The sequence below is a fragment of the Ruegeria sp. HKCCA5763 genome, from assembly GCF_013034545.1.
Lineage (GTDB): Bacteria > Pseudomonadota > Alphaproteobacteria > Rhodobacterales > Rhodobacteraceae > Ruegeria.
Window position 1 is genome coordinate 305,990 of sequence record NZ_WQGF01000002.1, and the last position, 25,784, is coordinate 331,773.

General features: G+C 57.3%; 23 protein-coding genes. 11 read left to right on the top strand and 12 right to left on the bottom strand.

Translation table 11 applies throughout. The annotated features are described in order from the left end of the window. Positions 1–28: 28 nt before the first annotated feature. Positions 29–1,192, bottom strand: coding sequence for a pyridoxal phosphate-dependent aminotransferase (locus tag GOV89_RS05910; protein ID WP_171237759.1), 1,164 nt, complete (start codon positions 1,190–1,192; stop codon positions 29–31). On the opposite strand from GOV89_RS05910, the gene GOV89_RS05915 reads away from it, so the two are divergent. After that, positions 1,191–2,573, top strand: a complete 1,383-nt coding sequence (locus GOV89_RS05915; RefSeq protein WP_171237760.1) for a M48 family metalloprotease — start codon at positions 1,191–1,193, stop codon at positions 2,571–2,573. The genes GOV89_RS05910 and GOV89_RS05915 overlap by 2 nt on opposite strands. Continuing rightward, positions 2,570–3,328: a DsbA family protein gene (locus GOV89_RS05920; protein ID WP_171179700.1), complete on the top strand. Its 759-nt coding sequence runs from the start codon at positions 2,570–2,572 to the stop codon at positions 3,326–3,328. Before GOV89_RS05915 ends, GOV89_RS05920 begins: the two co-directional genes overlap by 4 nt. Positions 3,329–3,443: 115 nt before the next feature. On the opposite strand, the gene GOV89_RS05925 is transcribed toward GOV89_RS05920, so the two are convergent. From GOV89_RS05925 to hemA, 4 genes are all read right to left on the bottom strand, one after another. Continuing rightward, on the bottom strand, positions 3,444–3,860 hold the full coding sequence (locus GOV89_RS05925) for a VOC family protein (protein ID WP_171234479.1): 417 nt from the start codon (positions 3,858–3,860) through the stop codon (positions 3,444–3,446). Positions 3,861–3,922: 62 nt separating this feature from the next. Beyond that, a complete protein-coding gene (gene ispG / locus GOV89_RS05930; RefSeq protein WP_171234480.1) occupies positions 3,923–5,044 on the bottom strand; it encodes a flavodoxin-dependent (E)-4-hydroxy-3-methylbut-2-enyl-diphosphate synthase in 1,122 nt (373 codons plus the stop codon). 71 nt (positions 5,045–5,115) lie between these two features. Then, complete coding sequence (locus tag GOV89_RS05935) at positions 5,116–6,321, bottom strand: helix-turn-helix domain-containing protein (RefSeq protein WP_171179694.1); 1,206 nt, start codon at positions 6,319–6,321, stop codon at positions 5,116–5,118. A gap of 129 nt (positions 6,322–6,450) precedes the next feature. Next, the gene (gene hemA, locus GOV89_RS05940; RefSeq protein ID WP_171179692.1) at positions 6,451–7,674 is read right to left on the bottom strand and encodes a 5-aminolevulinate synthase; all 1,224 of its coding nucleotides are present in this window, start codon (positions 7,672–7,674) and stop codon (positions 6,451–6,453) included. A gap of 321 nt (positions 7,675–7,995) precedes the next feature. Here hemA and GOV89_RS05945 point away from each other — a divergent pair, with 321 nt between their 5' ends. Beyond that, on the top strand, positions 7,996–9,381 hold the full coding sequence (locus GOV89_RS05945; protein WP_171237761.1) for a dipeptidase: 1,386 nt from the start codon (positions 7,996–7,998) through the stop codon (positions 9,379–9,381). Between the two features lie 134 nt (positions 9,382–9,515). Here the strand turns inward: GOV89_RS05945 and lpdA are convergent, their stop codons facing one another. Further along, positions 9,516–10,910: a dihydrolipoyl dehydrogenase gene (gene lpdA, locus GOV89_RS05950; RefSeq protein WP_171179688.1), complete on the bottom strand. Its 1,395-nt coding sequence runs from the start codon at positions 10,908–10,910 to the stop codon at positions 9,516–9,518. Positions 10,911–11,124: 214 nt separating this feature from the next. Between lpdA and GOV89_RS05955 the strand changes: the two genes are divergently transcribed. Further along, positions 11,125–11,559 carry a hypothetical protein gene (locus tag GOV89_RS05955; RefSeq protein WP_171179686.1) on the top strand — a complete coding sequence of 145 codons (435 nt, stop codon included), beginning with the start codon at positions 11,125–11,127 and terminating at the stop codon, positions 11,557–11,559. Between the two features lie 47 nt (positions 11,560–11,606). On the opposite strand, the gene GOV89_RS05960 is transcribed toward GOV89_RS05955, so the two are convergent. From GOV89_RS05960 to GOV89_RS05975, 4 genes are all read right to left on the bottom strand, one after another. Beyond that, positions 11,607–12,182, bottom strand: coding sequence for a DUF924 family protein (locus GOV89_RS05960; protein WP_171237762.1), 576 nt, complete (start codon positions 12,180–12,182; stop codon positions 11,607–11,609). A gap of 109 nt (positions 12,183–12,291) precedes the next feature. After that, positions 12,292–13,563, bottom strand: coding sequence for an MFS transporter (locus GOV89_RS05965; protein WP_171179682.1), 1,272 nt, complete (start codon positions 13,561–13,563; stop codon positions 12,292–12,294). 111 nt (positions 13,564–13,674) lie between these two features. Further along, positions 13,675–14,721 carry a tRNA preQ1(34) S-adenosylmethionine ribosyltransferase-isomerase QueA gene (gene queA, locus GOV89_RS05970; protein ID WP_171234486.1) on the bottom strand — a complete coding sequence of 349 codons (1,047 nt, stop codon included), beginning with the start codon at positions 14,719–14,721 and terminating at the stop codon, positions 13,675–13,677. Positions 14,722–14,763: 42 nt separating this feature from the next. Further along, positions 14,764–18,135: a DUF3971 domain-containing protein gene (locus tag GOV89_RS05975; RefSeq protein WP_371809965.1), complete on the bottom strand. Its 3,372-nt coding sequence runs from the start codon at positions 18,133–18,135 to the stop codon at positions 14,764–14,766. A 68-nt stretch (positions 18,136–18,203) separates the two neighbouring features. Here GOV89_RS05975 and GOV89_RS05980 point away from each other — a divergent pair, with 68 nt between their 5' ends. The 6 genes from GOV89_RS05980 (at position 18,204) to aqpZ (ending at position 23,302) form a co-directional block, all read left to right on the top strand. Then, the gene (locus GOV89_RS05980) at positions 18,204–18,665 is read left to right on the top strand and encodes a peroxiredoxin (RefSeq protein WP_171237764.1); all 462 of its coding nucleotides are present in this window, start codon (positions 18,204–18,206) and stop codon (positions 18,663–18,665) included. A gap of 90 nt (positions 18,666–18,755) precedes the next feature. Then, complete coding sequence (locus tag GOV89_RS05985) at positions 18,756–19,574, top strand: ferritin-like domain-containing protein (RefSeq protein ID WP_171180055.1); 819 nt, start codon at positions 18,756–18,758, stop codon at positions 19,572–19,574. Between the two features lie 174 nt (positions 19,575–19,748). Then, complete coding sequence (locus GOV89_RS05990; protein ID WP_171237765.1) at positions 19,749–21,080, top strand: DUF5930 domain-containing protein; 1,332 nt, start codon at positions 19,749–19,751, stop codon at positions 21,078–21,080. Then, the gene (locus GOV89_RS05995) at positions 21,070–21,570 is read left to right on the top strand and encodes a polymer-forming cytoskeletal protein (RefSeq protein WP_171179672.1); all 501 of its coding nucleotides are present in this window, start codon (positions 21,070–21,072) and stop codon (positions 21,568–21,570) included. The genes GOV89_RS05990 and GOV89_RS05995 overlap by 11 nt, the downstream gene beginning before the upstream one ends. Positions 21,571–21,691: 121 nt before the next feature. Then, positions 21,692–22,501 carry a zinc-dependent peptidase gene (locus tag GOV89_RS06000; protein ID WP_171237766.1) on the top strand — a complete coding sequence of 270 codons (810 nt, stop codon included), beginning with the start codon at positions 21,692–21,694 and terminating at the stop codon, positions 22,499–22,501. Positions 22,502–22,612: 111 nt separating this feature from the next. Next, positions 22,613–23,302 carry an aquaporin Z gene (gene aqpZ / locus GOV89_RS06005; RefSeq protein ID WP_171237767.1) on the top strand — a complete coding sequence of 230 codons (690 nt, stop codon included), beginning with the start codon at positions 22,613–22,615 and terminating at the stop codon, positions 23,300–23,302. 65 nt (positions 23,303–23,367) lie between these two features. Here aqpZ and GOV89_RS06010 read toward each other — a convergent pair whose 3' ends face one another. Next, on the bottom strand, positions 23,368–23,925 hold the full coding sequence (locus GOV89_RS06010; protein WP_171179666.1) for a peptidylprolyl isomerase: 558 nt from the start codon (positions 23,923–23,925) through the stop codon (positions 23,368–23,370). Beyond that, positions 23,918–24,424 (bottom strand): peptidylprolyl isomerase, encoded by a 507-nt coding sequence (locus GOV89_RS06015; protein WP_171179664.1) that lies wholly within the window; start codon positions 24,422–24,424, stop codon positions 23,918–23,920. Before GOV89_RS06015 ends, GOV89_RS06010 begins: the two co-directional genes overlap by 8 nt. Positions 24,425–24,557: 133 nt before the next feature. Between GOV89_RS06015 and pgk the strand changes: the two genes are divergently transcribed. Beyond that, on the top strand, positions 24,558–25,748 hold the full coding sequence (gene pgk / locus GOV89_RS06020; protein ID WP_171237768.1) for a phosphoglycerate kinase: 1,191 nt from the start codon (positions 24,558–24,560) through the stop codon (positions 25,746–25,748). Positions 25,749–25,784 lie beyond the last annotated feature (36 nt).

Genomic DNA, 25,784 nt, shown 5'->3' on the forward strand with positions numbered 1-25,784 from the left:
ATACCACTGGCTGCGTTTTGTGAACGGTTCAGGCCTGTTCCCTGATCGCGCCACGCGCGGCCATGAACAGGCGTAAACGCTCAAGACCATCTTCGATATCAGCCGTGGCCCTTGCGTAAGAGAAACGCAGGGTCGTGTGACCGCGCTGTGGATCGAAGTCGAGACCCGGAGTTACCGCAACGCCCGCCTTTTCAAGAACCTCGGCCGCGAAGGCACGGCTGTCATTGGTCAGGTCAGACACGTCGGCATACACGTAAAACGCGCCATCAGGCGGAGCGATGTTCGCGAACCCGGCCTTGGGCAGCCCGTCCAGCATCAGCGCCCGGTTTCGGCGATAGACGTCCAGATTGGCCTGCAACTCGTCTTCGCAATCCATCGCGGCCAGCGCTGCAACCTGGCTGGCATGGGGGGCGCAGATGAACATGTTCTGGGCAATCCGCTCAACCACACGCACCTGATCTTCTGGCACCACCATCCATCCGACGCGCCAGCCTGTCATCGAGAAATATTTGGAGAATGAGTTGATCACATAACACTCATCCGTCAGCTCCAGCGCGGTGACAGCTTTGGCTTCGTATTCCAGCCCGTGATAGATTTCGTCACTTATGAACGAAGCCCCCTGCCCCTGCGCCGCGTCTATCAGCGCGCCCATGGACGCATGATCCAACATAGTACCGGTTGGGTTCGCGGGCGAGGCCACCATCAGCCCCTTCAGGTCCATTCCCTGAATATCCTCGGCAACAGGCTGCAACCTGTTTTCAGGGGCAGTGGGCAGATCGACGGGCACCAGCCCCAACGCTTTAAGGATCTGTCGGTAGGACGGATAACCGGGCGCGCCGATACCAACCCGGTCCCCGCTGTCGAACAACGCCGTGAAGGTCAGCAGAAACCCGCCTGAGGATCCAGGGGTGATGACCACTCGATCCGGGTTCAAGTCAACATCATACCAATCGCCGTAAAGCCGCGCGATCCGCTGCCTGAGCGCGGGCAACCCCAAAGCCACCGTATAACCCAAAGGGCCTTGCTCCATTGCCTTTGCCAGCGCTTCGGTCGCGCCCTTGGGGGCCCCTGTCCCAGGCTGGCCGACTTCCATGTGGATGATATGGCGTCCGGCCTCTTCCGCTTTGCGCGCGGCCTCCATTACGTCCATCACAATAAACGGATCGACCCCGGACCGGGTTGAGTTTCTCATGCCCATCTCCCATGTTGCAGCCATGGCTTTTGAACGCGTATCCAGGCTGGCGTCAATCCCGGCTCTGATGCTTGCAGCTGTCGTCTGGCTTGCGGCAGTGGTTCAAGCCCATGCGCAAAGCCTGATCCGAGATCCCGACATCGAGCATGGGCTGCGTGAACTGGCATTTCCCATCCTGCGCGCGGCCGGTTTGAATACCAACCGCGTTCAAATCCTGGTCATCAACGACAACACGTTCAACGCCTTTGTCATCGACTACAACGCGATCTACGTGAACTACGGACTGATCCTGAGCGTCGAAAGCCCGGAAATGCTGCAGGCTGTAATCGCGCACGAAGCCGCCCATATCGCGAATGGCCATCTGGCACGGCGGGCCGAAAACCTGAAAGCAGCGCAGCGCAATGCCGGCTTTGGCACCGCTCTGGCCCTGCTGGCTGCTGCTGCGGGTGGTGGTGAAGCAGCCCTTGGTATTGCCGCCGGCACCCAGGGCGCCGCCCTTCGCAGCTTTCTGGGCCACACCCGCGCAGAAGAAGCCTCGGCTGACCGAAGCGCTACAAGTTATCTGCGATGGGCCCAGATTTCGCCCAGCGGCATGGTCGAACTGCATCGGAAATTCGCCGGTCAGGAGCTGCTGAGCGTTGCCAATCAGGACCCCTATATGCGCTCGCACCCGACAAGCCGCGACCGTCTGCGTGCCGCCGAGGCCTTTCTGGACGAGTTTGGTGACAAGGCGGTCCGAAACCCCAGCGCCGATTACTGGTTCGCCCGCGTCAAAGGTAAGCTTTCCGCCTTTCTGCGGTCTCCAAGCTGGACTTTGCGGCGCGCCAAAGAAGAGACCGACCGTGACATTCGCATGATGCGAGAGGCGTCGGCACATCATCAAAACCGCGATTTGTCCCGCGCTCGCGCCGCCATAGATGAGGCGCTGGCCATTCGCCCGAATGACCCTTACTATTACGAACTCAAGGGGCAAATTCTGTTGGAAAACAGGCAAATAAGCAAAGCAGTTCAAGCGTATCAGAGCGCGGTGGAAATGGCCCCGAACAATGCGCTGATCCTTGCAGGATATGGTCGTGCGCTGCTGGCGCAGGGTAACACCGATCAAGCCTTGACCGCGTTGGAAAAGGCCCGATCCCGCGATTTTCGCAATGCGCGCCTGATGCAGGATTTGGGCATTGCCTATGCCAAGGTTGGCAACAACGGAATGGCATCCACCGTGACGGCAGAGCGATATGCGCTGCAAGGACGGCTGGATGATGCCGGAATTCACGCAAAACGGGCTGTGGCCCGCTTGCCCGAAGGCTCGCCGGGTTGGCAAAGGGCACAAGACGTGCTGATTGCGTCAGAACGATTCAAGAAAAGCAAAAGGAAACGGAAATGATCCTCAGACATGCTGCACCTGCCCTTCTGGGGCTTTCCATGGCTGCGACTTCAGCGCAGGCGCTGGATTTGAACGCAATGAGCGATGCCGAAAAGGCCGAATTCGGCGCGCAGGTGCGAGAGTATCTGCTTGAAAACCCCGAAGTGATCATCGAAGCGATCAACATCCTTGAACAGCGAAATGCCGCAGCCGAAGCGCTGGCCGACAAGGAACTGATCGCCGCCAATGAAGAAGAACTGTTCAACGATGGCTACAGCTTTGTGGGCGGCAACCCGGACGGGGATATCACGCTGGTCGAATTCATGGATTACCGCTGTGGTTATTGCCGCCGTGCCGTACCCGAGGTGGCCAGCCTGTTGGCCGAAGACGGCAATATCCGCTTGGTGATCAAGGAGTTCCCAATTCTGGGCGATGCGTCTGTCCTGTCCTCGCGCTTTGCCGTCGCCACCAAGCACGTGGCGGGCAATGAAGCCTACAAACAGGTCCATGACGCCCTGCTGGAGTTCACCGGCGAGCCATCAGAAGTGTCTTTGCGCCGCATCTCGGATGGTCTGGGGCTGGACAGCGATGCGATCATCGCCGCAATGGACAGTGACCGCGTGACGGACGAAATCACCCGTACCCGTGCTCTGGCGCAGCGGATGCAGATTTCGGGCACGCCGTCCTTTGTATTGGGCACCGAAATGCTGCGTGGCTTCCTGCCTGCCGATCAGATGCAACAAATCGCGGATGGTGTGCGCGCCGAGCGCGGCTAAACACATGGTGGGGCGGCGTAGCCCGCCGCCTATTATTGCAGAGCTCTTCATTCTTTCAGATCACGAAGGCTCTGCACAGCATTCGCCCCCTCAAATTGCGTGTGGAACCTCTGATCTAACCGTCCCGACCGGGTTCGCTTGGATTACTGGAAAACAGCGCGATCTTGTTTCCTTGCGGATCGCGCAGGTAGCCAACATAGAAATCAGCCCCATAGGAGTCGCGAAAGCCCGGCTGGCCTTCGTTGGAACCACCTGCGGCAAGTGCCGCCGCGTGAAGATCACGAACCTGCTTTTGACTTTGCGCCTCGAATGCAACCATCGTGCCATTCCCTGCCGAGGCCGGATGCCCGTCGAACGGGGATTTCACATAGAATTCCGGCAAAGCTTGAGACTGACCTTGCTGAGATGGAAGAGCGTAGCTTAAGTCGCCGTGATACCATTCCAATTTATATCCAAGGGCTGGCAGGAAAGCAGAATAAAACTGTTCTGCAGCTGCAATGTCGTCCACACCAACGGTGATATAGGCGATCATTCCTTTGCCCTTTCGTGGACATGACATTTAAGACGCGCGGCAAGCGTTGACCGAATAAGCGCCTACTCGGCCGCTTCGGCCTGCGCGTCCAGTTCAGCTGCCTTTTTCTCGACCTGTTCGACAATGTGATCAATCATCTGATCGTTTGACATCTTGTGGCTGGCCTTGCCGGCCAGGTAAACCATGCCAGAGCCTGCGCCGCCGCCGGTAAAGCCCACATCGGTCATCAACGCCTCACCCGGGCCGTTCACGACACAGCCGATAATTGACAGGCTCATGGGTGTCTTGATGTGTTCCAGCCTATGCTCCAAAGCCTCAACGGTCTTGATGACGTCGAAGCCCTGACGGGCGCAGGATGGACACGAGATAATGTTCACGCCGCGATGTCGCAGGCCCAGTGACTTGAGGATTTCGAAACCGACCTTGACCTCTTCCACCGGATCAGCGGACAGGCTGACACGGATCGTGTCGCCTATCCCCATCCACAACAGGTTACCCAAACCGATGGCGGACTTGATGGTGCCGCTGACCAAACCTCCAGCTTCCGTAATGCCCAGATGAATGGGCGCGTCGGTGGCTTCGGCAATGCCCTGATAAGCAGCAGCAGACAGGAAAACGTCGCTGGCCTTCACGCTGATCTTAAACTCGTGAAAGTCGTTGTCCTGCAGGATGCGAATATGTTCCAGCCCGCTTTCAACCATCGCCTCGGGGCATGGCTCGCCGTATTTCTCAAGCAGATGTTTTTCCAATGACCCCGCGTTGACTCCGATACGGATCGAACAGTTGTGATCGCGTGCGGCCTGAATGACCTCTTTCACGCGGGTTTCATCGCCGATATTGCCCGGATTGATGCGCAGGCAGGCCGCGCCCGCCTCGGCGGCTTCGATGCCACGGCGGTAGTGAAAGTGAATATCTGCCACGATCGGCACAGGGCTTTCGCGGACGATCTCTTTCAGCGCCTTCGACGACGCCTCATCCGGAACCGAAACGCGCACTATATCCGCGCCAGCCTCGGCTGCGGCCTGAACCTGCGCCACGGTGGCCGCCACATCGGTGGTCAGCGTATTGGTCATGGTCTGTACCGCAATGGGTGCATCACCCCCAACAGGGACGTTGCCGACCATGATTTGACGGGATTTACGACGATAGATGTCGCGCCAGGGGCGTACGTGATTGAGGGACATAAGGACGGATCCGCGTCTGCCAGAGTTGGACCTTTAGATAGTCCGACAACCGGGGCGTCGCAATGGCTAGATCACTCCGCGGGCGTTTCAGTCGCCTCGGTCTGCAGTTCCGCCACCAGTTGCTTGAGAGCGCTGTTCTGCTCGGCCTCAAGATCGGCTACGGCATACGTCTCGGACACGGCGTCTTTCGACAAAACGACACCTTTGGCAACCGTACCCGGCGCACCCGCCGGACCGTAATGCTCGCCGTTCATAGAGAAGTAGACCGACCCCGAGGCCCCGGCCCGCAACTGCGGCGGCTCCTCGGTCAGAGGCACTTCAAAAACGCTGCCTTGTTCAACCGTGCCAAGGGTGCCTTCGAAAATGATACTGCCGTCTGCAGCCGTCACACGCATCCATGCCGGGTCAACAGCCACAATTTTAAGCGTCGTATCAATCTGTTCCACGACCTGCGGCAGCGCGGGTCGTTCGACCGTGTGAACCTTGGCCAGTTCAAGCTGCGGCAACTCGGGCGGACGGAAAGTTCCGACCTCACGTGGGTCAAGGGTCGAGATCGGGGCATCACGAGCAACCAGAACCGGCACGTCCAGCGCCTGTGGACGATAAAGACGATCCAACGCCTCGGTACTGGCCACTTCAACCGTATCGTCTGACGCGGCACCACGCACCGCATCCAGTGGATCAAGGTCGGACAGGACCACAGGGGCTTGCTCAACAGGGCTGACCTGCACCTGCTGGATTTTGTTCAAAACAGCCCAGCCGCCATAGCCGATGCCACCAATGACCGCCAGCAACACCAGCGAAGAGCCGATGGCGCGCGGTTCGATCTGACTGACCAGCGGCTCTTTGCCCGGAATATAGGGCGTATTGGGCGAGATGAACGGGTCGCGCCCCATAGGACCGCGCGACGGAAGACCGCCAGTGGATTTGCGGACCACAGATGCCTCGGCCGACATGCCATGGGCCACTTCAAAACCGCTTTCCTGGCAGAAGGTTGCAAAGGTCTCATCCGGGTTCATTCCCAAGTAGCGCGCATATGAGCGCACATACCCGGCTATGAAGCCGGGTGTATCAAACGCATCAGGGTCGGCGTTTTCGATTGCAGCAATGTAGTTGGCTTTGATCCTCAGTTCGCGCTGAACATCCAAAAGAGATTTGCCCATTGTCGCGCGCTCACCGCGCATCTTGTCACCAAGACGAATCTCGTAGTCATCAAACCCTTTTGGTCTGACGTCCACGTCTTCTTCGGACTCGCGCTGTGATCTGCGCCCAATCATCCCTGCTGCCCCATTCTGCCTGTCGCGTATTTCGCGTTAGCGGCGAATCATCCCCACAATGATTCGTCTGCCAATTTTGTTAGCCTAAGCTTAACACGCGGCAATCACGTTGCACACTTTGGCGTGAGGTTAACCGGCAAGTTCGGCGCGATTTAGCGCACAATGTGACCAAAGTTCGTCCATCGCCTGCACCAAACGGTTCATTTCGTCGGGTCCATGCACCGGAGACGGGGTAAACCGAAGCCTTTCGGTTCCCCGCGGGACAGTCGGGAAATTGATCGGCTGCACGTAAATGCCATAATCATCCAGCAACATATCACTGAGCTTTTTGGTATGCACAGGGTTGCCGACGATCACGGGCACAATGTGACTGCCATGATCAATCAAGGGAAGACCCATCCCTTTAAGTCGCAGCTTGAGGATCTTGGCCTGAGTCTGATGCTGGTCACGCAGCTCCTGCGCGGTTTTCAGATGCGCAACCGAAGCGGCAGCCCCTGCGGCAACAGCTGGCGGCAACGAAGTTGTGAAAATGAAACCCGGCGCATAAGAGCGCACAGCGTCGCACATCTTGGCACTGGCGGCGATGTAGCCACCCATAACGCCATATGCTTTGGCGAGGGTTCCGTTGATGATGTCGATCCGATGGGCCAAACGGTCACGTTCAGTCACGCCGCCGCCACGCGGGCCGTACATGCCAACCGCGTGCACTTCGTCGATATAGGTCAGCGCGCCAAACTCATCGGCCAAATCACAGATCTCTTCGATCGGGCCAAAATCGCCGTCCATAGAATAGACTGACTCGAAGGCGATCAGTTTAGGCGCTTGCGGATCGTCAGCTTCAAGCAACTCACGCAGATGCGCCACGTCATTGTGCCGGAAAATCCGCTTAGAACCGCCGTTGCGGCGCACACCTTCGATCATCGAGGCATGGTTCAGCGCGTCGGAATAAATGATCAGGCCGGGGAACAGCTTGGGCAGAGTGCTGAGCGTTGCATCATTGGCGATATAGGCGCTGGTGAACAACAGCGCGGCTTCTTTGCCGTGCAGATCAGCCAACTCGGCCTCAAGCCTTTTGTGGTAAACCGTGGTGCCTGAGATGTTGCGCGTCCCGCCAGACCCTGCACCTGCTGCGTCCACAGCCTCATGCATGGCATTCAGAACAACAGGGTGCTGCCCCATGCCCAAGTAATCGTTGCCACACCACACGGTGATGTTCTGCTGCGACCCATCCGGACGCGTGCGCACTGCATGAGGGAAATGTCCGTTGCGACGTTCGATGTCAATGAAGGTCCGGTAGCGTCCTTCATCATGCAGCCTGGCAATCGCTGAATCGAGCTGAGCAGTATAGTCCAACGGACCCTCCTTGAGCGCCCAAATTGGTTTCCCTTGGGCAAATAGTTTGCCACCCTACACAGTGTAACGTGTTTCAGCGGCTTTGCGTTCCTTAGTTTAGCTGGTTACAGCCGAACAGGTGAACCCAACTTTGATTTGCATCAAATAAAAGGTTGTGCCCCCTACGACAAGTAAAGTTCCGGCTATCGAACGCGTGGAAACGACGCAGGTACAGTCGCATCACAATGCGTCGTACGATACTTTGGTTTTCGTCAAAACCGCTCTGGACGGCGCTGATCACGCTGTTAGGGTTCGCCCAACCTAGAAAAGCAGGAGCCCCCTATGTCGCTAGACACCGTGCTGAACCGGATTGACGATGATCTGCAAACCTCGATCGACCGCCTGATGGAATTATTGCGCATCCAATCCATTTCAACCGATCCCGCGTTCAAGGACGAGGTCAACCGCGCCGCAGATTGGTTGGTCAACGACCTTCGCAGTATCGGAATAGACGCGGAAAAGCGAGAAACGCCGGGCCACCCCATGGTTGTTGGCCATGTGGGAGAAGACGCAGACGCTCCGCATATCCTGTTCTACGGCCACTATGATGTGCAACCGGTTGATCCGCTGAACCTGTGGACACGCGACCCATTTGATCCTGCAATCGAAGATACCGAGCACGGCCCCGTTATCCGTGGACGTGGCGCATCGGACGACAAGGGGCAACTGATGACTTTTGTCGAAGCCTGCCGCGCTTGGAAGGCTGTGCATGGATCCCTGCCCTGTCGCATCACCTTCTTCTTTGAAGGCGAGGAAGAATCGGGGTCTCCATCACTCGTCCCGTTCCTTAAGGAAAACGCGGCCGAGCTCAAAGCCGACCTAGCACTGGTCTGCGACACCTCGATGGTCTCACGCGGGGTTCCCTCCATAGCTGCCCAACTGCGCGGTATGCTGAAGGATGAGTTCACCATCATCGGACCCCGTATCGATCTGCATTCCGGCCACTACGGTGGCCCAGGTCTAAACCCCTTGCGGGAACTGTCGAAAATCGTGGCCTCTTTCTACGATGACGAAACCGGCCGCGTAACCGTTGACGGATTTTACGAAGGCGTCCACGAAGTACCTGAGGATCAACTCCGCCAGTGGCAAAACTGCGGTTTCGACGAAGCAGACTACCTAAATTCGGTCGGCTACACCCAGCCGCACGGCGAAAAGGGGTATTCGACACTTGAACAGCAATGGGCGCGTCCAACGCTTGAGGTGAACGGGCTTTGGGGCGGTTACAACGGGGCTGGTTCGAAAACCGTGATCCCATCCGAGGCACATTGCAAAATCACCTGCCGTCTCGTCGGTGACATGAATCCCGACGCTCTGCGCGACAAAATTCGCAAACATGTCGAGGAGCGTCTGTCTCCGGACGCCAAAGTGATCTGGGACAATGACCTTGAAGGCTCACCAGCCTCTGTCATGAATTTGGACCGCCCAGAGTTCGAAGCCGCGCGCGACGCCTTGTCTGACGAATGGGATCGCGAGGCGGTCTTTACTGGCATGGGTGGCTCTATTCCGGTGGTCGGGTACTTCAACACCGTTCTCGGGCTCGATTCCATGCTGGTCGGTTATGCAAACGATGATGACGCAATTCACTCACCGAACGAGAAATATGATGTCAAAAGCTTTCACAAGGGCATCCGATCCTGGGCCCGCATTCTGGATGCTTTGAACAAGTAAAGTGTTTTTGCGAGGCTCTGCCTCGCGCTCCGAGGTATTTTCGGCCAGATGAAGTGCGGATCCCCTGCTTCATCTGGCTATAAATACCTCGGGGGAGTCGCGGCTTGCCGCGGCGGGGGCAGAGCCCCCTTCCCTTACATGTGGATCACGCGATCGTAAGCGTCCAGAACGCTTTCGTGCATCATCTCTGACAAGGTTGGGTGCGGGAAGACCGTGTTCATCAGATCTTCTTCGGTGGTCTCCAGCTGGCGTCCAACCACATAGCCCTGGATCAGTTCCGTCACTTCCGCGCCGATCATATGTGCGCCCAGAAGCTCTCCTGTCTTGGCGTCAAAGACGGTTTTGATCAGCCCCTCTGGTTCCCCCAGGGCAATAGCCTTGCCGTTGCCGATGAACGGGAAGCGCCCGACCTTGATGTCGTAACCCAGTTCTTTGGCTTTGGCTTCGGTGTAGCCAACGGACGCGACCTGAGGCTGGCAGTAGGTACATCCTGCAATGCTCTCGGGTTTGACCGGGTGTGCGTGTTTACCCGCGATAAGATCCGCGACCATGACGCCCTCGTGACTGGCCTTATGCGCCAGCCATGGTGCACCTGCGATATCACCGATTGCGTACAGCCCTTCGACACCGGTGCGGCAGAATTCATCCGTCACCACATGCGTGCGGTCGATCTTGACCCCCAGCGCTTCGAGGCCAAGGTTTTCGACATTACCGACGATGCCTACCGCCGAAATCACGGTGTCGAAATCATACTTTTCGACCTTGCCCTCAACCTCGATATGAGCGGTCACTTTACCTTTACCCCGGTCCAATTGCTTGACCATCGCCTTTTCCATGATGGTCATGCCTTGCTTGGTGAAGGCCTTTTTCGCCAATGCGCTGATCTCGGCATCCTCAACCGGCAGAACGCGATCCATCACTTCGACCACGGTCGTGTCCGCGCCAAGCGTGTTGTAGAAGCTGGCGAATTCGATGCCAATCGCGCCGGACCCAATGACCAGCAGTTTCTTCGGCATACGTGGCGGTTGCAGCGCATGTTTGTAGGTCCAGACCAGATCACCATCCGCCTCAAGCCCCGGCAATTCCCGCGCCCGCGCGCCGGTGGCCAAAATGATGTTCTTGGCGGTGAGTTCTTCGGTGCCCTTGTCGGTCTTGACGCTGACCTTGCCCTTGGCAGCGATCGTGGCCTCGCCCATCACAACAGCGACCTTGTTCTTCTTCAGAAGATGACCAATCCCGCCTGAAAGTTGTCCGGCCACACCCCGTGACCTTTTGACTACCGCATCCAGGTCGTAACCAATCTTGTCAGCTTTCAAGCCGAAATCCTTGGCGCGTTCCATCAGATGGAACACTTCGGATGAGCGAAGCAATGCCTTGGTGGGGATACAACCCCAGTTCAGGCAAATGCCTCCAAGATGTTCGCGTTCGACAACGACGGTTTTCAGACCCAACTGGGCGGCACGGATTGCAGCGACATAGCCGCCGGGGCCAGCCCCGATTACGATCAGATCATAAGATTGTGCAGCCATGTGTCCCTCTCGGCGCAGGTGTTGAAAAATTAGTTTACCATTAAACTACTTTTCAAAACACATCAACAGGCGCGCCCCGCGACAAAAGCGACGCGAGGTAAGCCACACCTGAAGACGTGGATTTCAGCCTATACCCAAGCCCGATCCATGGCTAGAACTGAACTGTCGACACCGTTCGGGCATTTCTTAACAAAGGACATTCAAGAGGCTGACTATGGCGAAAACACTCAAAGACCTGCTGCTTGCTTTGCTCAACGCCACGTTGATCCTTGTGGCCTTGTGCCTGTTTCTGGGCTGGCAGTTGGCGTCAAAGGTGGAGAGCATCACGGCGGAGTTTTCTGAAACAGTGCAAGTCGTTGCTCCGCTCCGAGAGGAGACAACGAACATTCGAACAGAGCTTGCGGCATTACGAGACGACTTAGCCGCGTTGCCGAAAAAGGCAATTGGTTTAGACAGTCAAACAACCAAGGATATCCAATCGACCTTAGCCCGACTAAATTCCTTGGAACAAAAGTTGCAGACAGCACAGGATAGGTTGATCAGTCTGGCAGACGAGCCTCAGGTTTTGATAGCCCAGACCATCAATAGCGGCGCGGACGTCGTGTCCAAGCGCATTTTGGATTTCAAAGGGTGTGAACCAGGCTCATAAGGTTATGCCGCGCGAACAAGGCGCGGCATGCCAGCATTTTCAAACGGTCAAACGGTTGCCTGAAGCTCGCGTACGGTGGTCCCATAACCACCCATGTCGACATAGGCAACTTCATGTGGTGTGGAATGGCGCGACAGTGCTTCGTTCCGATAGGGGAACCGACCGAACTTGCGGATCACTTCGCGATGCGCCCGTGCGTGCAATAGATTGCTTGTGTCACCGCTCAGGTTTTCGCAGATCAAACGCACACAACGTTCCTGATCACACAGATTTTCCGAGTGCATCATCGGCAGATAAAAGAACTGCCGCGCGGGTTCGTCGATCTTTTTGTCCCACCCCTTGTCGACCGCGCATTTGGCAGCTGCCAAAGCCGCTCGGTCAGTCGCAAATGCACGGGCCTGACCCCGGAACATGTTGCGTGGAAACTGATCTGTCAGAATAATATACGCCAGCGATCCGCTGGGATATGTCAGCCAGAGCGAAAATCCGCCTTCTGTCGCTGCTTCCCAAGTTGACAAGAAACGGTCTCGGATTTCCGCATCCAATGCGTCATCCTGCAGATACCACCCCTTGGGACCAACTTCATCTAACCAAAAACTCAATACTTCTTCAGGACCTACCATTGCCCTAAACTCCGTAATTTGCCCTCCCCAGGGACGTAAGGTCATTTAAGAATGTTTTACAGAATTGTGACAGTAACATATTGCAACATTTGCGACATATTTTCGTTTCTTAAGCGACTTCTTGCGTATCTTGCTCATCTTGTGCTGCTTCGATCACAACTTCCTGCGCAACTTCCAAAGCTACTGGCGACGATGTCGGCATAATCGGTGCAATTGTTCCGGTTTCGTCAACAGGTACATAAGCACGCTGGGTCATTCGGTAGAGCGCGTAGAACGCCATCGCAAACATCAGCGTCGCAATAAACAGGAAGAAACCTGCAGGGCCCATGATGCCGTTGCCCATCAGCCAACCGGTTATCAGCGGACCGGCAATTGCGCCCAGGCCGTTGATGAAGATCAGCCCGCCCGAAGCAGCAGACATGTCGTCATATTCCAAATAGTCGTTGGTGTAGGCGATCAGCAGGGAATAAAGCGGGCTGGTCATGCCTCCAATAACAAATGCACCGGTCAGCAGGATTGAGAAGGTCGCCCCGAAAAACATTCCCACCAGTGCGCCGCAGCCGCCGACGACGGAAACCGTCAGAATCAGAATCCGGCGATCCATACGGTCCGAGAACCAACCAATCGGGTATTGCAACAGAACCGAGCCAACATAAAACGCGGCCACAAAGGTTGAAATCTCGACCAGCGACAATCCGGCTTGCGCGCCGTAGACCGAGCTCATCCCGAACTGAGCCGAAAATATTCCACCCAGCAGGAACATGCCGACGCAGCCCAATGGTGATGTCTCCATCAGTTTGCGCAGTGTCATAGGCTTTGTTGTATCAAAGGCTGGTGTTGGTGAAATCGACAACAGGATCGGCGCGAAGGAAACCGAAACAAGGATCGAGGCGATCACAAATGTCTCGTACCCTGCCGGATCGCCCACCAGCAACAGGGCCTGCGCCGTGACGATTCCGGTCATCTGAACGATCATGTACAAAGACAAGGCCTGGCCACGGTTTTCGTTGCTGGCCGCGTTGTTCAACCAGCTTTCTGCGGTGACATACACACCCGAGAAACAAAAGCCGATCACCACCCGCCCAAGTGCCCAGGCGATTGGGTTCGTGAGCATGGGGTACATGATCATGACGGCCGAGATGAAAGACGCAAGCGCTGCAAAGACCCGCACATGGCCGACGCGCCGGATCATTTCAGGGGCAAGTCGTGAGCCGCCCAGAAAGCCGACGAAATAGGCGGACATCACAATAGACATATGCAGAGTCGAAAACCCTTCGATCTCGCCGCGAACACCCAAAAGAGTGCCCTGAAGGCCATTTCCGACCATCAGCAACCCCATGCCGAGCAGCAACGCCCACGCGCTGGAAAGAACCTGAATCATTGGGGTCTCCGAGTGATGCCAAACTAAGTTGCGCTGTGTACTGCGATCAAAGACCGCTTCTGTCGCGCTTGTCTACGACATTGAACTGTTTTGATACTTCATGCGCGCCCCTCATGGGATCAAAAGCGACGCGTCGCCGTAGGAAAAGAAACGATATTTCTGTGTTATTGCATGATGATACAAATCAAACATTCGATCTTGCCCCATCAACGCGGACACCAGCATCAACAGCGTTGATTTCGGCAGGTGGAAATTGGTCATCAACGCGTCCGTGACATGGAACTGGAAGCCCGGATAGATGAAAATATCCGTATCCCCTTCCCAGGGTTGGATGCGGCCGGACCGGGCCGCACTTTCGATCAGACGCAGGGCTGTGGTGCCCACTGGAATCACCCGTCCACCTGCGTCTTTGGTGGCCTGAATCTCGGCTGCCGCCTCGGGGCTGACCTGCCCCCATTCCGCGTGCATCTTGTGGGTTGTCACGTCTTCAACTTTGACCGGCAGGAACGTGCCTGCCCCCACGTGCAGGGTTACATGAGTGAAATTCACGCCGCGCTCGGCCAAAGCCAACAAAAGGGCATCATCGAAATGCAGCGAAGCGGTCGGCGCGGCTACGGCACCCGAATTACGCGCCCAGATGGTTTGATAGTCGGTTTTGTCCTGTTCATCCGCCGGACGTTTGGCCGCAATATACGGCGGCAACGGCATCGCCCCGGCTTGCTCCAGTGCTTTATCAAAATCTTCGCCACTCAGGTTAAACCGCAGATAGGCCTGCCCATCCTCAACCCGGTCCAGCGTGGCGCTCAGGTCATCCGAGAAGACAATCTCTTCCCCAACCTTCACTTTTTTCAAGGGCTTGATCAGAGCTGACCAAGTTGCATCGGCCTGAGGATCCAGCAATGTCGCCTCGATCCCGGCTGACACTGGACCTTGGGCACTGTCCCGATGGCGGCGACCATTAAGCCGTGCCGGGATGACGCGCGTGTCATTCAGCACTAGCCTGTCACCGGGTTGCAAAAAATCGGGCAGATGAAGGACGTGGCTGTCCGTTGTCTGATCCCCCTGCGCCACCAGCAGACGCGCCGAGGATCGCGGGCTAGCAGGCCGCGTGGCAATCAGGTCGTCAGGCAGGTGGAAGTCAAAATCGCTGAGTTTCATGCGCGCGCCTTACATCCCCGCAAAAGATTCGGCCATATGTCGTCAGCGATCGCTGGGCTGTGACCCGAATGTCTGCTTGGGCTCATCTGGTTTTTGCGGTGTCGCGTTTGGGCCATCCGATACCTTTGGTGCAGGTTGACGCATCAAATCGCGCAAAAACAAAGGGGCCAGTCCAGAAAGCGGATTCACCGAAACTTTCGGAGAAGCCAGCGGCCCGGTGAGGGTGTAGTTGAATCCGAACACACCCTCGCCCTTGCGCGTGAAAACGCTGCCCACGGCGTTGAGCAGATAGATTGGCGAAATCGCACCGCGCAGGTTCAGCATCTCGTTGACCGTGTCGATGGTGCCGTCAAACGAAAGTCCCATGGATGGTCCAACTGCGCTGCCGCTGAGCACTTTGATATCCGTCGGCGTAATCCGCATGCGACTGTCGATCGCCGAGAAGAAAATGCCTTGCCCGGCCATCTCGTCCAACAATCCAACAAGACTGATTGCGTTCAAGAGGGCCGCCATGGCCGGGGCATCGGTGATACGCGTGTTGATGATTTTCAGGACCACGTCATAGTTTCCCGGTGCTGCCACCGGTTCGAGGCTTAAGTTCAATGTGCCCTCGCGCGCTTGGGTCAGCACGCCAGCAGAACGCAACGCCGCCCCGGCGTCCTGCGATGTCAGGGTCACGGCACTGCGGTTTCCGCGCGGGGTCACCTGCCCGGAGACCGCCGCCCCCCCATTCACCCGTGCCGTAAACCCTCCGTTTACGCCACCAGTCGTCTGAAACGTTCCCTGAAATCCCGTAAGCGCAACCGCTTCGGTCACTTGTAAGCGATCCAAGGCAACGTCCAGCTTCGGACCTGCCCCGCCGCCGCCGCTTTCGCCGAACGTCGCTTTCCCCATGTCCAGTACACCGCCAAGAACTCGGATATCTGGTACGGCATCCCCGCGCCCGATCATCTCAGCCGGGACCGCAAGCCAATTCCCCAGATCGAATGAGCTGAATCGTATGCGGTCAAAATCTCCGTTTTCGCGAAAGGTAATCGATGCGCTTGTTCGCAGACCAGCGCCCTCGATGTTCAAACTGTCCACCTTCAACCCTTTGCCCAATGTCGCTTCGGCTGTCAGTGAGCCCGGTGCGGTTGCCGCCTTACGCCACCCAAGTTCCGGGATCGCCAGCGCCACACCCTGTAGGTCCGACGCAACGGACAGTTTCGGCGGGGTATCTGCTCCAAGACCCAGGGTAATGTCCGCAACACCCGACTCGGTCAGCATCCCAGGGGGTAGCCCGGCCCCGATCTCATCCATCAAGCGCGGGGACAGTTCGATCTGGCCTGTTAGCGTACTGCGCTGCGCCGTTTTTCCATCAATCGGCTGCCGCCACAGCGCCTCAAGAGGAACATCTCCGAATTGCCCTTGCCCTTGTATTTGAACGCCCGACTGATTGCCGGACAGATCCAGCAAAGCGGCGCTGACCGTGAACCCCGGCACCAGACGATCGCTGGAAAGGTTTGCCAGATTGCCGTCGAAATGGAATTCGGTTTCCTGAAACTTCAGCTCCTTTTTCAGCGGCAATGACAGCGTGCCAGTCAGCGAAGCGGTGCCGTTGGCAAGCTCGACAGGCAATCCTGCTTTGCTCAGCAATGAAAGTGGGGGGCGGTCCAGCAGCGACAGTGCAGCGGTCACACTGCCCTTGGCCCGTATACGCGCAATTCCAGGCGCGGATTTCTTTATGTCCGTATCGGGTATGATAAAGGACGTGCCCGCGGCATCCACTGCACCACCTTCGTCCGCGATCACCACCCCCTTTTGCGCGGTGACAGTAAATCGTTGATTGATCAGGCTGGCCTGCCCTTGGGCGTCCTCGATCGGTGGAAGGGTTTTGACGAACTGAATCTTGGCCTTTTCGAATCCGAAATCCAAATAGATATCGGGCTTGGATCCGGGCTCAAGCCGCAGGGCAAAATCCATGTCCGACAGAACGCCTTCGTAAAGGTTCTTGGTAACCCACTCGCGCGGTTTCGGTGCCAAAAGTTCGGGCCAGTAACTGAGAACCTTGTCCGAGGTCATCTGATCCAGATGTGCATCCAATTCCACTGCCCAGCCGTCGGGCCGGCCGCTCAGAACTCCAAAGGCGCGTATGATGTGACCTGGGTCTTCAACAGTGACCTGTCCCAAACGCAACTCGAAAGGGTCCAACACCATTTTGAAATCCACGCTGGCGCGGGACAATTGGATTGGCTCTGGAAACAGGTTGGCGGGGTTCACATTGAGGCCCGACAAACGCAATTGCGCGGTCAGGCTGTCCAGGACACCATCTTCCACCCCCTGCAGGAACGCCGTACCGTCTGCTTGCACTTCGCCCCAAGCCGATACCACTGACACTTCGTTGAAATCCAGCGCATGCGTTTTAGGATCATAGGTGAAATAGGTGCGGGCAGATTCAAAAGGCACCGGGCGCGTTTCACGGTTGGGCTGCACGACCCCTGCCCCAAGGTTGAGCGTTGCAAAGCCCGTTCCGATGGCACCGCTATCGTCGATACTACCGCGCAAGGCACCCGATATGGGGGCCCGCAAGACCTGCAGCCACGCCAAAACAGGGCTTTGACCGGCGATATCCTCGGCAGGCAGGTCCGAGACCGAGATGCCGAACTGAGCGGCAGGGGTGCCAAGGATGCTGGTATAGTTGGCCTCGATGGCACTGACGTAATCCCGCCCCGAAAGAACCGAAAACCCGGTAGCGAGTCGTACTTCGTTGTCACTGCGGTTGGCCTGAATATGACCACCATCCAGCACCCAGGACCGACCCTGCCGCAAATCGCTGTAATCCAGCGTGATTGCATCAAGCTCGACCGAGGTGAGAGCAGACAGAGCCGGAGACAGGAATACCTGATCGGACGCCTCGATCAGCTCTGCCAGGTTCGGTGCCTCTTGTACCGGAGCGCTGCCAGACCCCACAGTCAGGGTCAACGCCCCATCCATGCCTCGGGTCAGGGCGATTTGAGCTCCGCTCAGGATGATGCGTTTTGGGCGAACATGCCCGCGCAACAAAGGGCGCATGGCAAGGCTGGCACGCATGTCCGAGACCTGCGCAATCTGCTGGCCCGCCGCGTCGCTGATGGCAACGTCGGTCAGACGCAGACGGGGCCGCCAGCCTTCGTGAATGATGAAGCTGACATCGCCAAAGCGGATTTGCAGACCACCCAGCGCCTGTTCAAGCCGCGTTTCGACCCTGTCCCGCAACCAGGCAGGCGCGTGCATCCTTTGCCCCACCACCATGAAACCGGCGAACAGCGCAAGAAGCGCCAGCATGAAAGCACCGCGCATGGCCCAAAGACCAGCGGCCCTCCGACGCGACCGTCGACGCACCGGTTGTACCGGTTCGTCTTGTTCGTCGTCATGCTGCTTCAATTTACTGTCCACGCCTTCCAACCCGCACGTGTTGCCCTATGATATCAGGCAGCCTTTAAAAACCTTTAGCGGAGTTTCCAATGCCCGGTATTTCAGACATGGCCCCCGACTTCACCCTGCCACGCGACGGCGGCGGCGAGGTGACGCTTTCGGCATTGCGCGGTGGCACCGTGGTTTTGTTCTTCTATCCCCGTGATGATACGCCGGGCTGTACAAAGGAATCCATTGGTTTTTCAGAACAGCTTCAGGCCTTTGCGGATGCAGGTGCTCAAGTTTTCGGTATCTCGCGCGACAGTGTCGCCAAGCATGACAAATTTGTTGCCAAGCATGGTCTGACCACACCGCTTTTATCGGACGAAAACTCGACCGTTTGCGAGGACTATGGCGTGTGGGTGGAAAAGAACATGTATGGGCGCAAGTCGATGGGCATCGAACGTTCGACCTTTGTCATAGATGCCGAAGGTCGCATTGCTAAGGTCTGGCGCAAAGTCAAAGTGCCCGGTCATGTGGACGAGGTGCTTGAGGCGGTGAAGGCGCTGTAAGCGCACTCTCGACCTGCCATGCCATCCGGTTTATGACCCGCCTCGACACGACAGAGTCGGAGTGATCCCGTGCCCAAGACACTGACACAGATGGCGACAGAGGTTCTGACAACTGCGGACGGGCGGGCCAAGACCGCCCTGTCCAAAGCGCACGCCGCCGCATGGTTCGCTGCTCGCAAGGGCGAAGCTGACCCAATCGAAATTGGCGCGGCAACGCCCCCCTTGAACCCCGCCCGCCCGGACAAGCCCGAGCTTCTTTCGCCTCGTGAAGTGCCAAAGCGGAAACCCGGGACCGAGGCCGGGCGTATCGCCCTGTTGCACGCTGTGGCGCATATTGAGTTGAATGCCGTCGATCTGCACTGGGACATCATCGCGCGGTTTGGTCATGTGCCGATGCCGATCGGCTTTTACGATGACTGGGTGAAATGCGCCGAAGAGGAATCGCGGCATTTCGAGCTGGTGTGCGACTGCCTAGAGCAGATGGGCAGCCACTATGGCGCCCTGCCCGCCCACGCCGGAATGTGGCGCGCCGCCGAAGATACTGCCGAAGACTTGATGGGACGGCTGGCTGTTGTTCCCATGGTGCTTGAGGCACGCGGTCTGGATGTCACCCCCGGCATGATCGAAATCTTCCGAAAGGCCAAAGCGGACCAAGCCATTGCCGCGTTGGAGGTGATCTATGCGGAAGAAGTCGGCCATGTCGCCTATGGCTCTAAGTGGTTTCATTTCCTGTGCGGTCGGGAAAACGCCGACCCGAAGGACGTGTTCCACGCCCTGGTCCGGCGGTATTTCCACGGCGTCCTGAAACCGCCCTTTAACGAGGAGAAGCGGGCCGAAGCTGGCCTGCCCCCCGATTTCTATTGGCCTCTGACAGAAGACCTGCCCGCGCCGGGTGAAGTCACGAACTGACACTTATATGTGAATTTCGGCGAATTCCCGCCGATCTTCGGGGGATTTTTGCGCTGTTTGCCGCAAAGAGGTCAACAAACTTGCCCGATCGTAGCGAGCCGTTTATGCACTCGGCCCAAGGGACGGCTACTGCACCACGACCGGTCCCGAATTTGGGGACGAGAGGTAAGGCGCGTGCGAACACGTCTGGCAATAAAGCTACACTCACTGCTTGAGCGGTATTTCCCGGAACGCCGGGTCTTTCTGAAATCTGACAAGGACACGCGGTTCATTCGGCTGAGTTCGGAAACGCAGGTGATCGCAGTCACCGGTGTCGCGGTGATGGTTGGGTGGACAGCGGTTGCAACGGCCATACTGCTGATGGACAGCATCGGGTCGGGCAACTTCAGAGAACAAGCCAAGCGCGATCAGGCGACATATCAAGAGCGCCTGAATATCCTGTCAGCCGAACGGGACGCACGCGCGCAAGAAGCACTGGCCGCACAAGATCGCTTTAATGCCGCATTGGAACAGATTTCCGCAATGCAGTCCGAGTTGCTGGCGTCGGAAAACCGCCGCCGCGAGCTTGAGACCGGTATCGAGGTCATCCAGACGACGCTGCGCAGCACGATGAAGCAACGGGAAGAAGCCCGCACGGAGCTGGCTGTTCTGAAGCAGGAAACCAATTATGCCGACATGTACGTGACGGCCTCGAGCACCCCGGTGCAGATGGCCTTCATGACAAATGCCCTTTCCCGCACCGCGGAAGAACGCGATCAAATCGCCTCGGACGCGCGTCAGGCTTTGGACCAACGGGATGAGCTGGAACTGGAAATCCGTCTGATGCAGGAACGCAGCGACGAGATTTTCCGCCAGTTGGAAGAAGCCATGGTGATCTCGGTCGAACCTTTGGACAAGATGTTCCGTAAGGCCGGCATGCCGACCGATCGCATTATCGAAGAGGTCCGGCGCGGATATAGCGGTATGGGCGGTCCGCTGACCCCTTTATCCCTTAGCACGCGTGGTGAGGAGGACGAGCTGTCCGCTGAAGAAGCCCGTGCAAACATTCTACTTGAGCAGATGGACCAACTAAACCTGTACCGGATTGCTGCGGAAAAGGCCCCCTTCGCCAGCCCGGTCAACAGTGCTGTGCGCTATACCAGCGGATTTGGCACACGTCGCGACCCCAAAACCGGTGGTCGCCGTATGCATAATGGCGCGGACTTTGCTGGTGCGCACAGCACTGACATCTTTGCAACTGCGGATGGTGTGGTCACTCATGCAGGCTGGCAGTCGGGTTTCGGACGGCTTGTTAAAATCAAGCACGCGTTCGGAATTGAGACACTTTACGCTCATAACACCAAGATCAACGTGAAGGTTGGCCAAAGGGTCTCGCGCGGGGATCATATTGCTGATATGGGTAGCACCGGACGGTCCACCGGCACGCATTTGCACTATGAGGTGCGCGTGAACGGAAAGCCCGTGAACCCAATGACTTACATCAAGGCTGCGAGAAATGTTTTCTAAAAGCAAAATCAACGAGCCCGCATCCAAGGCACCTGAGGCGGCCAAACCTGCCGCTCCGGCGACCCCAGCGGCCCCTGCACCGACCGAGACGAAACCTGCCACTGCGCCCAAGCCAAAGCCGCCGGCGTCGGTTCTGTCCTCGGATCTGCACATCACCGGCAACATCAAGACCTCCGGTGACATTCAGGTGGAAGGCACCGTGGAGGGCGATATTCGTGCTCACCTGCTGACCATTGGTGAATCGGCAACAATCAAGGGTGAAGTCACCGCAGATGACGTGGTGATCAACGGTCGTATCGTGGGCCGTGTGCGTGGCCTGAAGGTGCGCCTGACTTCGACTGCGCGTGTTGAAGGCGACATCATCCACAAAACCATCGCCATCGAAAGCGGCGCGCATTTTGAAGGTTCAGTGCAGCGTCAGGACGACCCGCTGAACCCTGGCCGCAGTAGCAAATCGGGATCGAACCCAGCGGCTGACGTCAAACAATAACGCGACCTTTCTGGTCAAACCCGAGACGCCGCTGGGAAACCCGCGGCGTCTTTTCTTTTGGGGCATTGTTCAGTTCGGGAAACGGGTTTTGATCGTGCGGGGATCGCGTTAGGGTCGGGTCATGTTGATATTCCTGACACTTGTTGCGCTGATTGCTTGTGGTGCGGCCTATTACTTTTGGTCAAAACAACAGGCGCGCCGGGCCCTGTTGGCCGCGCCGTTGACGGATCAGGAACGGCACCTTATCGACGCTCAGGTCCCGATCCTGCGGAAATTGCCGCAAGGCTTGCGCGCTAAGCTGGAAGGTAAGATCAACCTGTTTCTCGATCAGGTTGAGTTCATCGGCTGCGACGGTCTGGACGTTACCAAAGACATGCAAATGTCTATCGCCGCGCAAGCCTGTCTGTTGGTTGTGAACACCGAGCTTTGGTACGACAACCTCACCACCATCCTGATCTATCCCAGCGCCTTCAAATCCAGACAGAGCCGCCACAGCGGTTATGTTGTCACCGAAAAGGAAATTGTACGCACCGGAGAAAGCTGGAATCGCGGCCCGGTGATCCTGTCATGGGCGCACAGCCGGCGCGGCGCGATGAACGACCACGACGGGCAAAATGTTGTCTTCCACGAGTTCGCACATCAGATCGACGATCTGACAGGCTCGGCCAATGGTGTGCCCGTTCTCAGCGCCAACCAGAGCTTTTCCGAGTGGGAGGCCGCGTTTCTGACGGCTTACGACGCCCATGTACAGGCCGTTGAAATGGGGCGCGCAACTGTGATTGATCCCTACGGTGCGGAAGGGCACGAAGAGTTTTTCGCCGTTTCGGTTGAAGTGTTTTTTGAACGGCCCAGGGCGCTGCGAAACTCTGATCCGGAGGTCTATGAACAGCTGTCAAAACTGTTTCATCTGGACCCCGTACAGTGGCGCTGATCGCTTTTACCCAAGGTGACAGGTCATTCGACAAATTCCCCGTTCGTCATAATTTAACAAAAGCTAATTTTTGAATTACACTTAACCTCATAACATTGCGGAGGATTTTTCATGTCATCGAAATTACTTGCCGAGTTCTTCGGCACATTCTGGCTGGTCCTTGGGGGATGCGGCAGTGCCGTATTAGCAGCCGGTGTCGCGGATGTCGGCATCGGATGGCTTGGCGTGTCTTTCGCCTTTGGCCTGACAGTTCTGACTATGGCTTACACGGTTGGTCACATCTCGGGTGGGCATTTCAACCCGGCCGTCAGTTTGGGGTTGATGATCGGCGGGCGGTTTCCGGCCAAAGATCTGTTGCCCTATTGGGGCGCTCAGGTCATCGGCGCGATTGCAGCTGCCATCGTGTTGTATCTGATCGTAAGCGGCGCACCCGGCTTCGAAGGCGTCGGAGGGTTTGCATCAAACGGATACGGAGACGCCTCGCCCGAGGGCTATTCGATGATGTCCGTATTGGTGATCGAAATTGTGATGACCGCCTTCTTCATCATCATCATCCTGGGTGCAACGTCAGATAAGGCACCCGCCGGGTTCGCGCCGATTGCAATTGGTCTGGCGCTGACGCTGATTCATCTGGTGTCGATCCCGGTCAGCAACACATCGGTGAATCCGGCGCGGTCTACCGGAGTGGCGCTGTTCGCGGATGGCCCGGCCTTGGCGCAGCTCTGGCTGTTCTGGGTGGCCCCATTGATCGGTGGAGCGATCGGCGCGGTGATCTGGAAGATGATGTCACCCGACGATTGATTCCGGTTCGTGCAACCCACAATATGGAAAAGCCCGATGCGGTAACGCGCGTCGGGCTTTTTCGTTCATTCGATGACTGTGACTTTCTTCATCACGTCCGGTGCGCCAATGATCGCACCGTTTTGACCGGCACCGCGCTTGATTGCGTCCACCACATCCATGCCGTCAGTCACCTGACCGACTACAGTGTACTGCCCGTCTAGGAACGGGCCGGGTTCGAACATGATGAAAAACTGCGAATTGGCTGAATCCGGGTCATTCGAACGGGCCATGCCGACCACGCCCCGGTCAAAGGTGACATCGGAAAACTCAGCCGGCAGGTCAGGACGGTCAGATCCGCCACGTCCTGCATTGCGCATGTCGAAACCGGCCGCGCCGGAGTTACCATATTCCACATCGCCAGTTTGCGCCATAAAGCCGTCAATCACGCGGTGAAACACGACGCCATCATACTGACCGTCGGCGGCCAAGGCGGTGATCTGTTCCACATGCTTGGGTGCGACATCCTCGAACAGGTCGATCGAGATGGTGCCGTTGGCTCCCTCCCCTTCGACGTCGATCTGCAAACCGCTGGCCAACGCGGGACTGGCCAGAAGTGCAAAGGCTGCAGCCAGCTTATGCATCGGCGGCCACCTTGACGCTGATCATGCGATCCGGGTTCGCAGGCGGCTCGCCCCGAACGATCGCATCCACATGCTCCATGCCATCGATCACGCGACCATAGACGGTATACTGACCGTTCAGGAAGTGGTTGTCCTTGAAGTTGATGAAGAACTGCGAGTTGGCCGAATCCGGATTTTGCGACCGGGCCGCGCCCAGCGTGCCCCGATCATGCGGCAGTTTGGAAAATTCTGCCGGAACGTTCGGCAACGAGGACCCGCCGGTGCCCGCCATGCGCAGGTTGAAGCCGTCTTCCATATCGCCGTGCTGAACGTCACCGGTTTGCGCCATGAAGCCGTCGATTACACGGTGAAAGGCCACGTTGTCATATTCTCCGCCACGGGCCAGTTCCTTCATCCGCGCGCTGTGCAACGGTGCTACATCCGGCAGCAGCTCGATGACGACATTGCCGCCCTTCAGCTCGATGATGATTGTGTTTTCGGGATCTTTGATCTCGGCCATGTGGCCCTCCTGTCGTTTGTCTTGCGCAAATACCTATGCCGCACGCGCGTGAATGCCAAGTGACGCATTGACCTGAGGGTAAAATGCAGGAAAAGAACCGCCTAAATCGGTTGCCAATGACGAGGATCGCAAGATGAGCTGGAAAACACTGGACGATATGGACTTGGGTGGCAAACGCGTCTTGGTGCGTGTGGACATTAACGTACCGGTCGTGGACGGCACTGTCACCGACGCAACGCGTATTGAACGGATCGTGCCCACAGTGCGCCACATCCTTGCTGCGGGCGGAAAGCCGATCTTGCTGGCGCATTTTGGACGTCCGGGCGGCGAGCGACGCGAGAATCTTTCGCTCAAGCAGTTGGTGCCAACACTGGAAAGCGCGTTCGGCGCGCCGGTCTTGTTTGCCGCTGATTGCGTCGGAACCGAGGCGGAGTTGGCGACCGAAGCGCTTCAACCAGGTCAGGTATTGCTGCTGGAAAACACCCGTTTTCACGCTGCCGAGACCAAGAACGACGCCGATCTGGCCGCAGGCATGGCCAAGCTTGGTGATGTCTATTGCAATGACGCGTTCTCGGCCGCACACCGGGCCCACAGTTCAACCGAAGCACTGGCGCGGCTTCTGCCTGCATGTGCAGGCCGTCTAATGCAGGCCGAACTTGAGGCACTGGAAGGCTCTTTGGGCGCTCCGAAACGGCCTGTAACGGCAGTTGTCGGGGGCGCCAAAGTTTCGACCAAGCTGGAGCTGCTTGGCAACCTTATCAACAAGGTGGACTATCTGGTTATCGGTGGCGGAATGGCCAACACGTTTCTGGTTGCCCAAGGGATCAACGTCGGAAAATCATTGGCGGAGCGCGACATGCAGAGGACCGCAGCTGAGATTCTGGCCAAAGCCGAAAACTCCGGTTGCACTATCGTTCTGCCAAAGGACATCGTGGTCGCACAGAAGTTTGAAGCCCATGCACCACATCAAACGCTGCCCACAGATCAATGCCCCGAAGACGGCATGATCCTGGACGCAGGCCCCGAAAGTGTTGCTGTCATCACAGACATCTTTTCAAAAAGCCAAACCCTGATCTGGAACGGCCCGCTGGGCGCGTTCGAGCTGGAACCTTTCGATGCAGCCACCAATGCAGCGGCTCTGAAGGCAGCCGCCTTGACGCGTTCGGGACAATTGGTTTCGGTCGCAGGCGGCGGCGACACTGTTGCAGCCCTGAACGCATCGGGTGCAGCGCATGATTTCTCATACATTTCCACCGCGGGTGGCGCGTTTTTGGAGTGGATGGAAGGTAAGACCCTTCCTGGCGTTGCAGCGTTGGAGCAGTAAGGTTTTACTGCGCGTGCCGAGACATTCTGACTCATC

What these genes read in the sequence shown, in the direction of transcription:
- GOV89_RS05920 (WP_171179700.1), top strand. Translation starts at nt 2,570, where the DNA reads ATGATCCTCAGACATGCTGCACCTGCCCTTCTGGGGCTTTCCATGGCT.
- lpdA (WP_171179688.1), bottom strand. Translation starts at nt 10,910, where the DNA reads ATGGCTGCACAATCTTATGATCTGATCGTAATCGGGGCTGGCCCCGGC.
- GOV89_RS06000 (WP_171237766.1), top strand. Translation starts at nt 21,692, where the DNA reads ATGTTGATATTCCTGACACTTGTTGCGCTGATTGCTTGTGGTGCGGCC.
- GOV89_RS05995 (WP_171179672.1), top strand. Translation starts at nt 21,070, where the DNA reads ATGTTTTCTAAAAGCAAAATCAACGAGCCCGCATCCAAGGCACCTGAG.
- GOV89_RS05915 (WP_171237760.1), top strand. Translation starts at nt 1,191, where the DNA reads ATGCCCATCTCCCATGTTGCAGCCATGGCTTTTGAACGCGTATCCAGG.
- queA (WP_171234486.1), bottom strand. Translation starts at nt 14,721, where the DNA reads ATGAAACTCAGCGATTTTGACTTCCACCTGCCTGACGACCTGATTGCC.
- GOV89_RS05960 (WP_171237762.1), bottom strand. Translation starts at nt 12,182, where the DNA reads ATGGTAGGTCCTGAAGAAGTATTGAGTTTTTGGTTAGATGAAGTTGGT.
- GOV89_RS05955 (WP_171179686.1), top strand. Translation starts at nt 11,125, where the DNA reads ATGGCGAAAACACTCAAAGACCTGCTGCTTGCTTTGCTCAACGCCACG.
- GOV89_RS05985 (WP_171180055.1), top strand. Translation starts at nt 18,756, where the DNA reads ATGGCGACAGAGGTTCTGACAACTGCGGACGGGCGGGCCAAGACCGCC.
- GOV89_RS05945 (WP_171237761.1), top strand. Translation starts at nt 7,996, where the DNA reads ATGTCGCTAGACACCGTGCTGAACCGGATTGACGATGATCTGCAAACC.
- GOV89_RS05935 (WP_171179694.1), bottom strand. Translation starts at nt 6,321, where the DNA reads ATGATTGGGCGCAGATCACAGCGCGAGTCCGAAGAAGACGTGGACGTC.
- ispG (WP_171234480.1), bottom strand. Translation starts at nt 5,044, where the DNA reads ATGTCCCTCAATCACGTACGCCCCTGGCGCGACATCTATCGTCGTAAA.
- GOV89_RS05965 (WP_171179682.1), bottom strand. Translation starts at nt 13,563, where the DNA reads ATGATTCAGGTTCTTTCCAGCGCGTGGGCGTTGCTGCTCGGCATGGGG.
- GOV89_RS05910 (WP_171237759.1), bottom strand. Translation starts at nt 1,192, where the DNA reads ATGAGAAACTCAACCCGGTCCGGGGTCGATCCGTTTATTGTGATGGAC.
- pgk (WP_171237768.1), top strand. Translation starts at nt 24,558, where the DNA reads ATGAGCTGGAAAACACTGGACGATATGGACTTGGGTGGCAAACGCGTC.
- aqpZ (WP_171237767.1), top strand. Translation starts at nt 22,613, where the DNA reads ATGTCATCGAAATTACTTGCCGAGTTCTTCGGCACATTCTGGCTGGTC.
- GOV89_RS06010 (WP_171179666.1), bottom strand. Translation starts at nt 23,925, where the DNA reads ATGCATAAGCTGGCTGCAGCCTTTGCACTTCTGGCCAGTCCCGCGTTG.
- GOV89_RS06015 (WP_171179664.1), bottom strand. Translation starts at nt 24,424, where the DNA reads ATGGCCGAGATCAAAGATCCCGAAAACACAATCATCATCGAGCTGAAG.
- GOV89_RS05925 (WP_171234479.1), bottom strand. Translation starts at nt 3,860, where the DNA reads ATGATCGCCTATATCACCGTTGGTGTGGACGACATTGCAGCTGCAGAA.
- GOV89_RS05980 (WP_171237764.1), top strand. Translation starts at nt 18,204, where the DNA reads ATGCCCGGTATTTCAGACATGGCCCCCGACTTCACCCTGCCACGCGAC.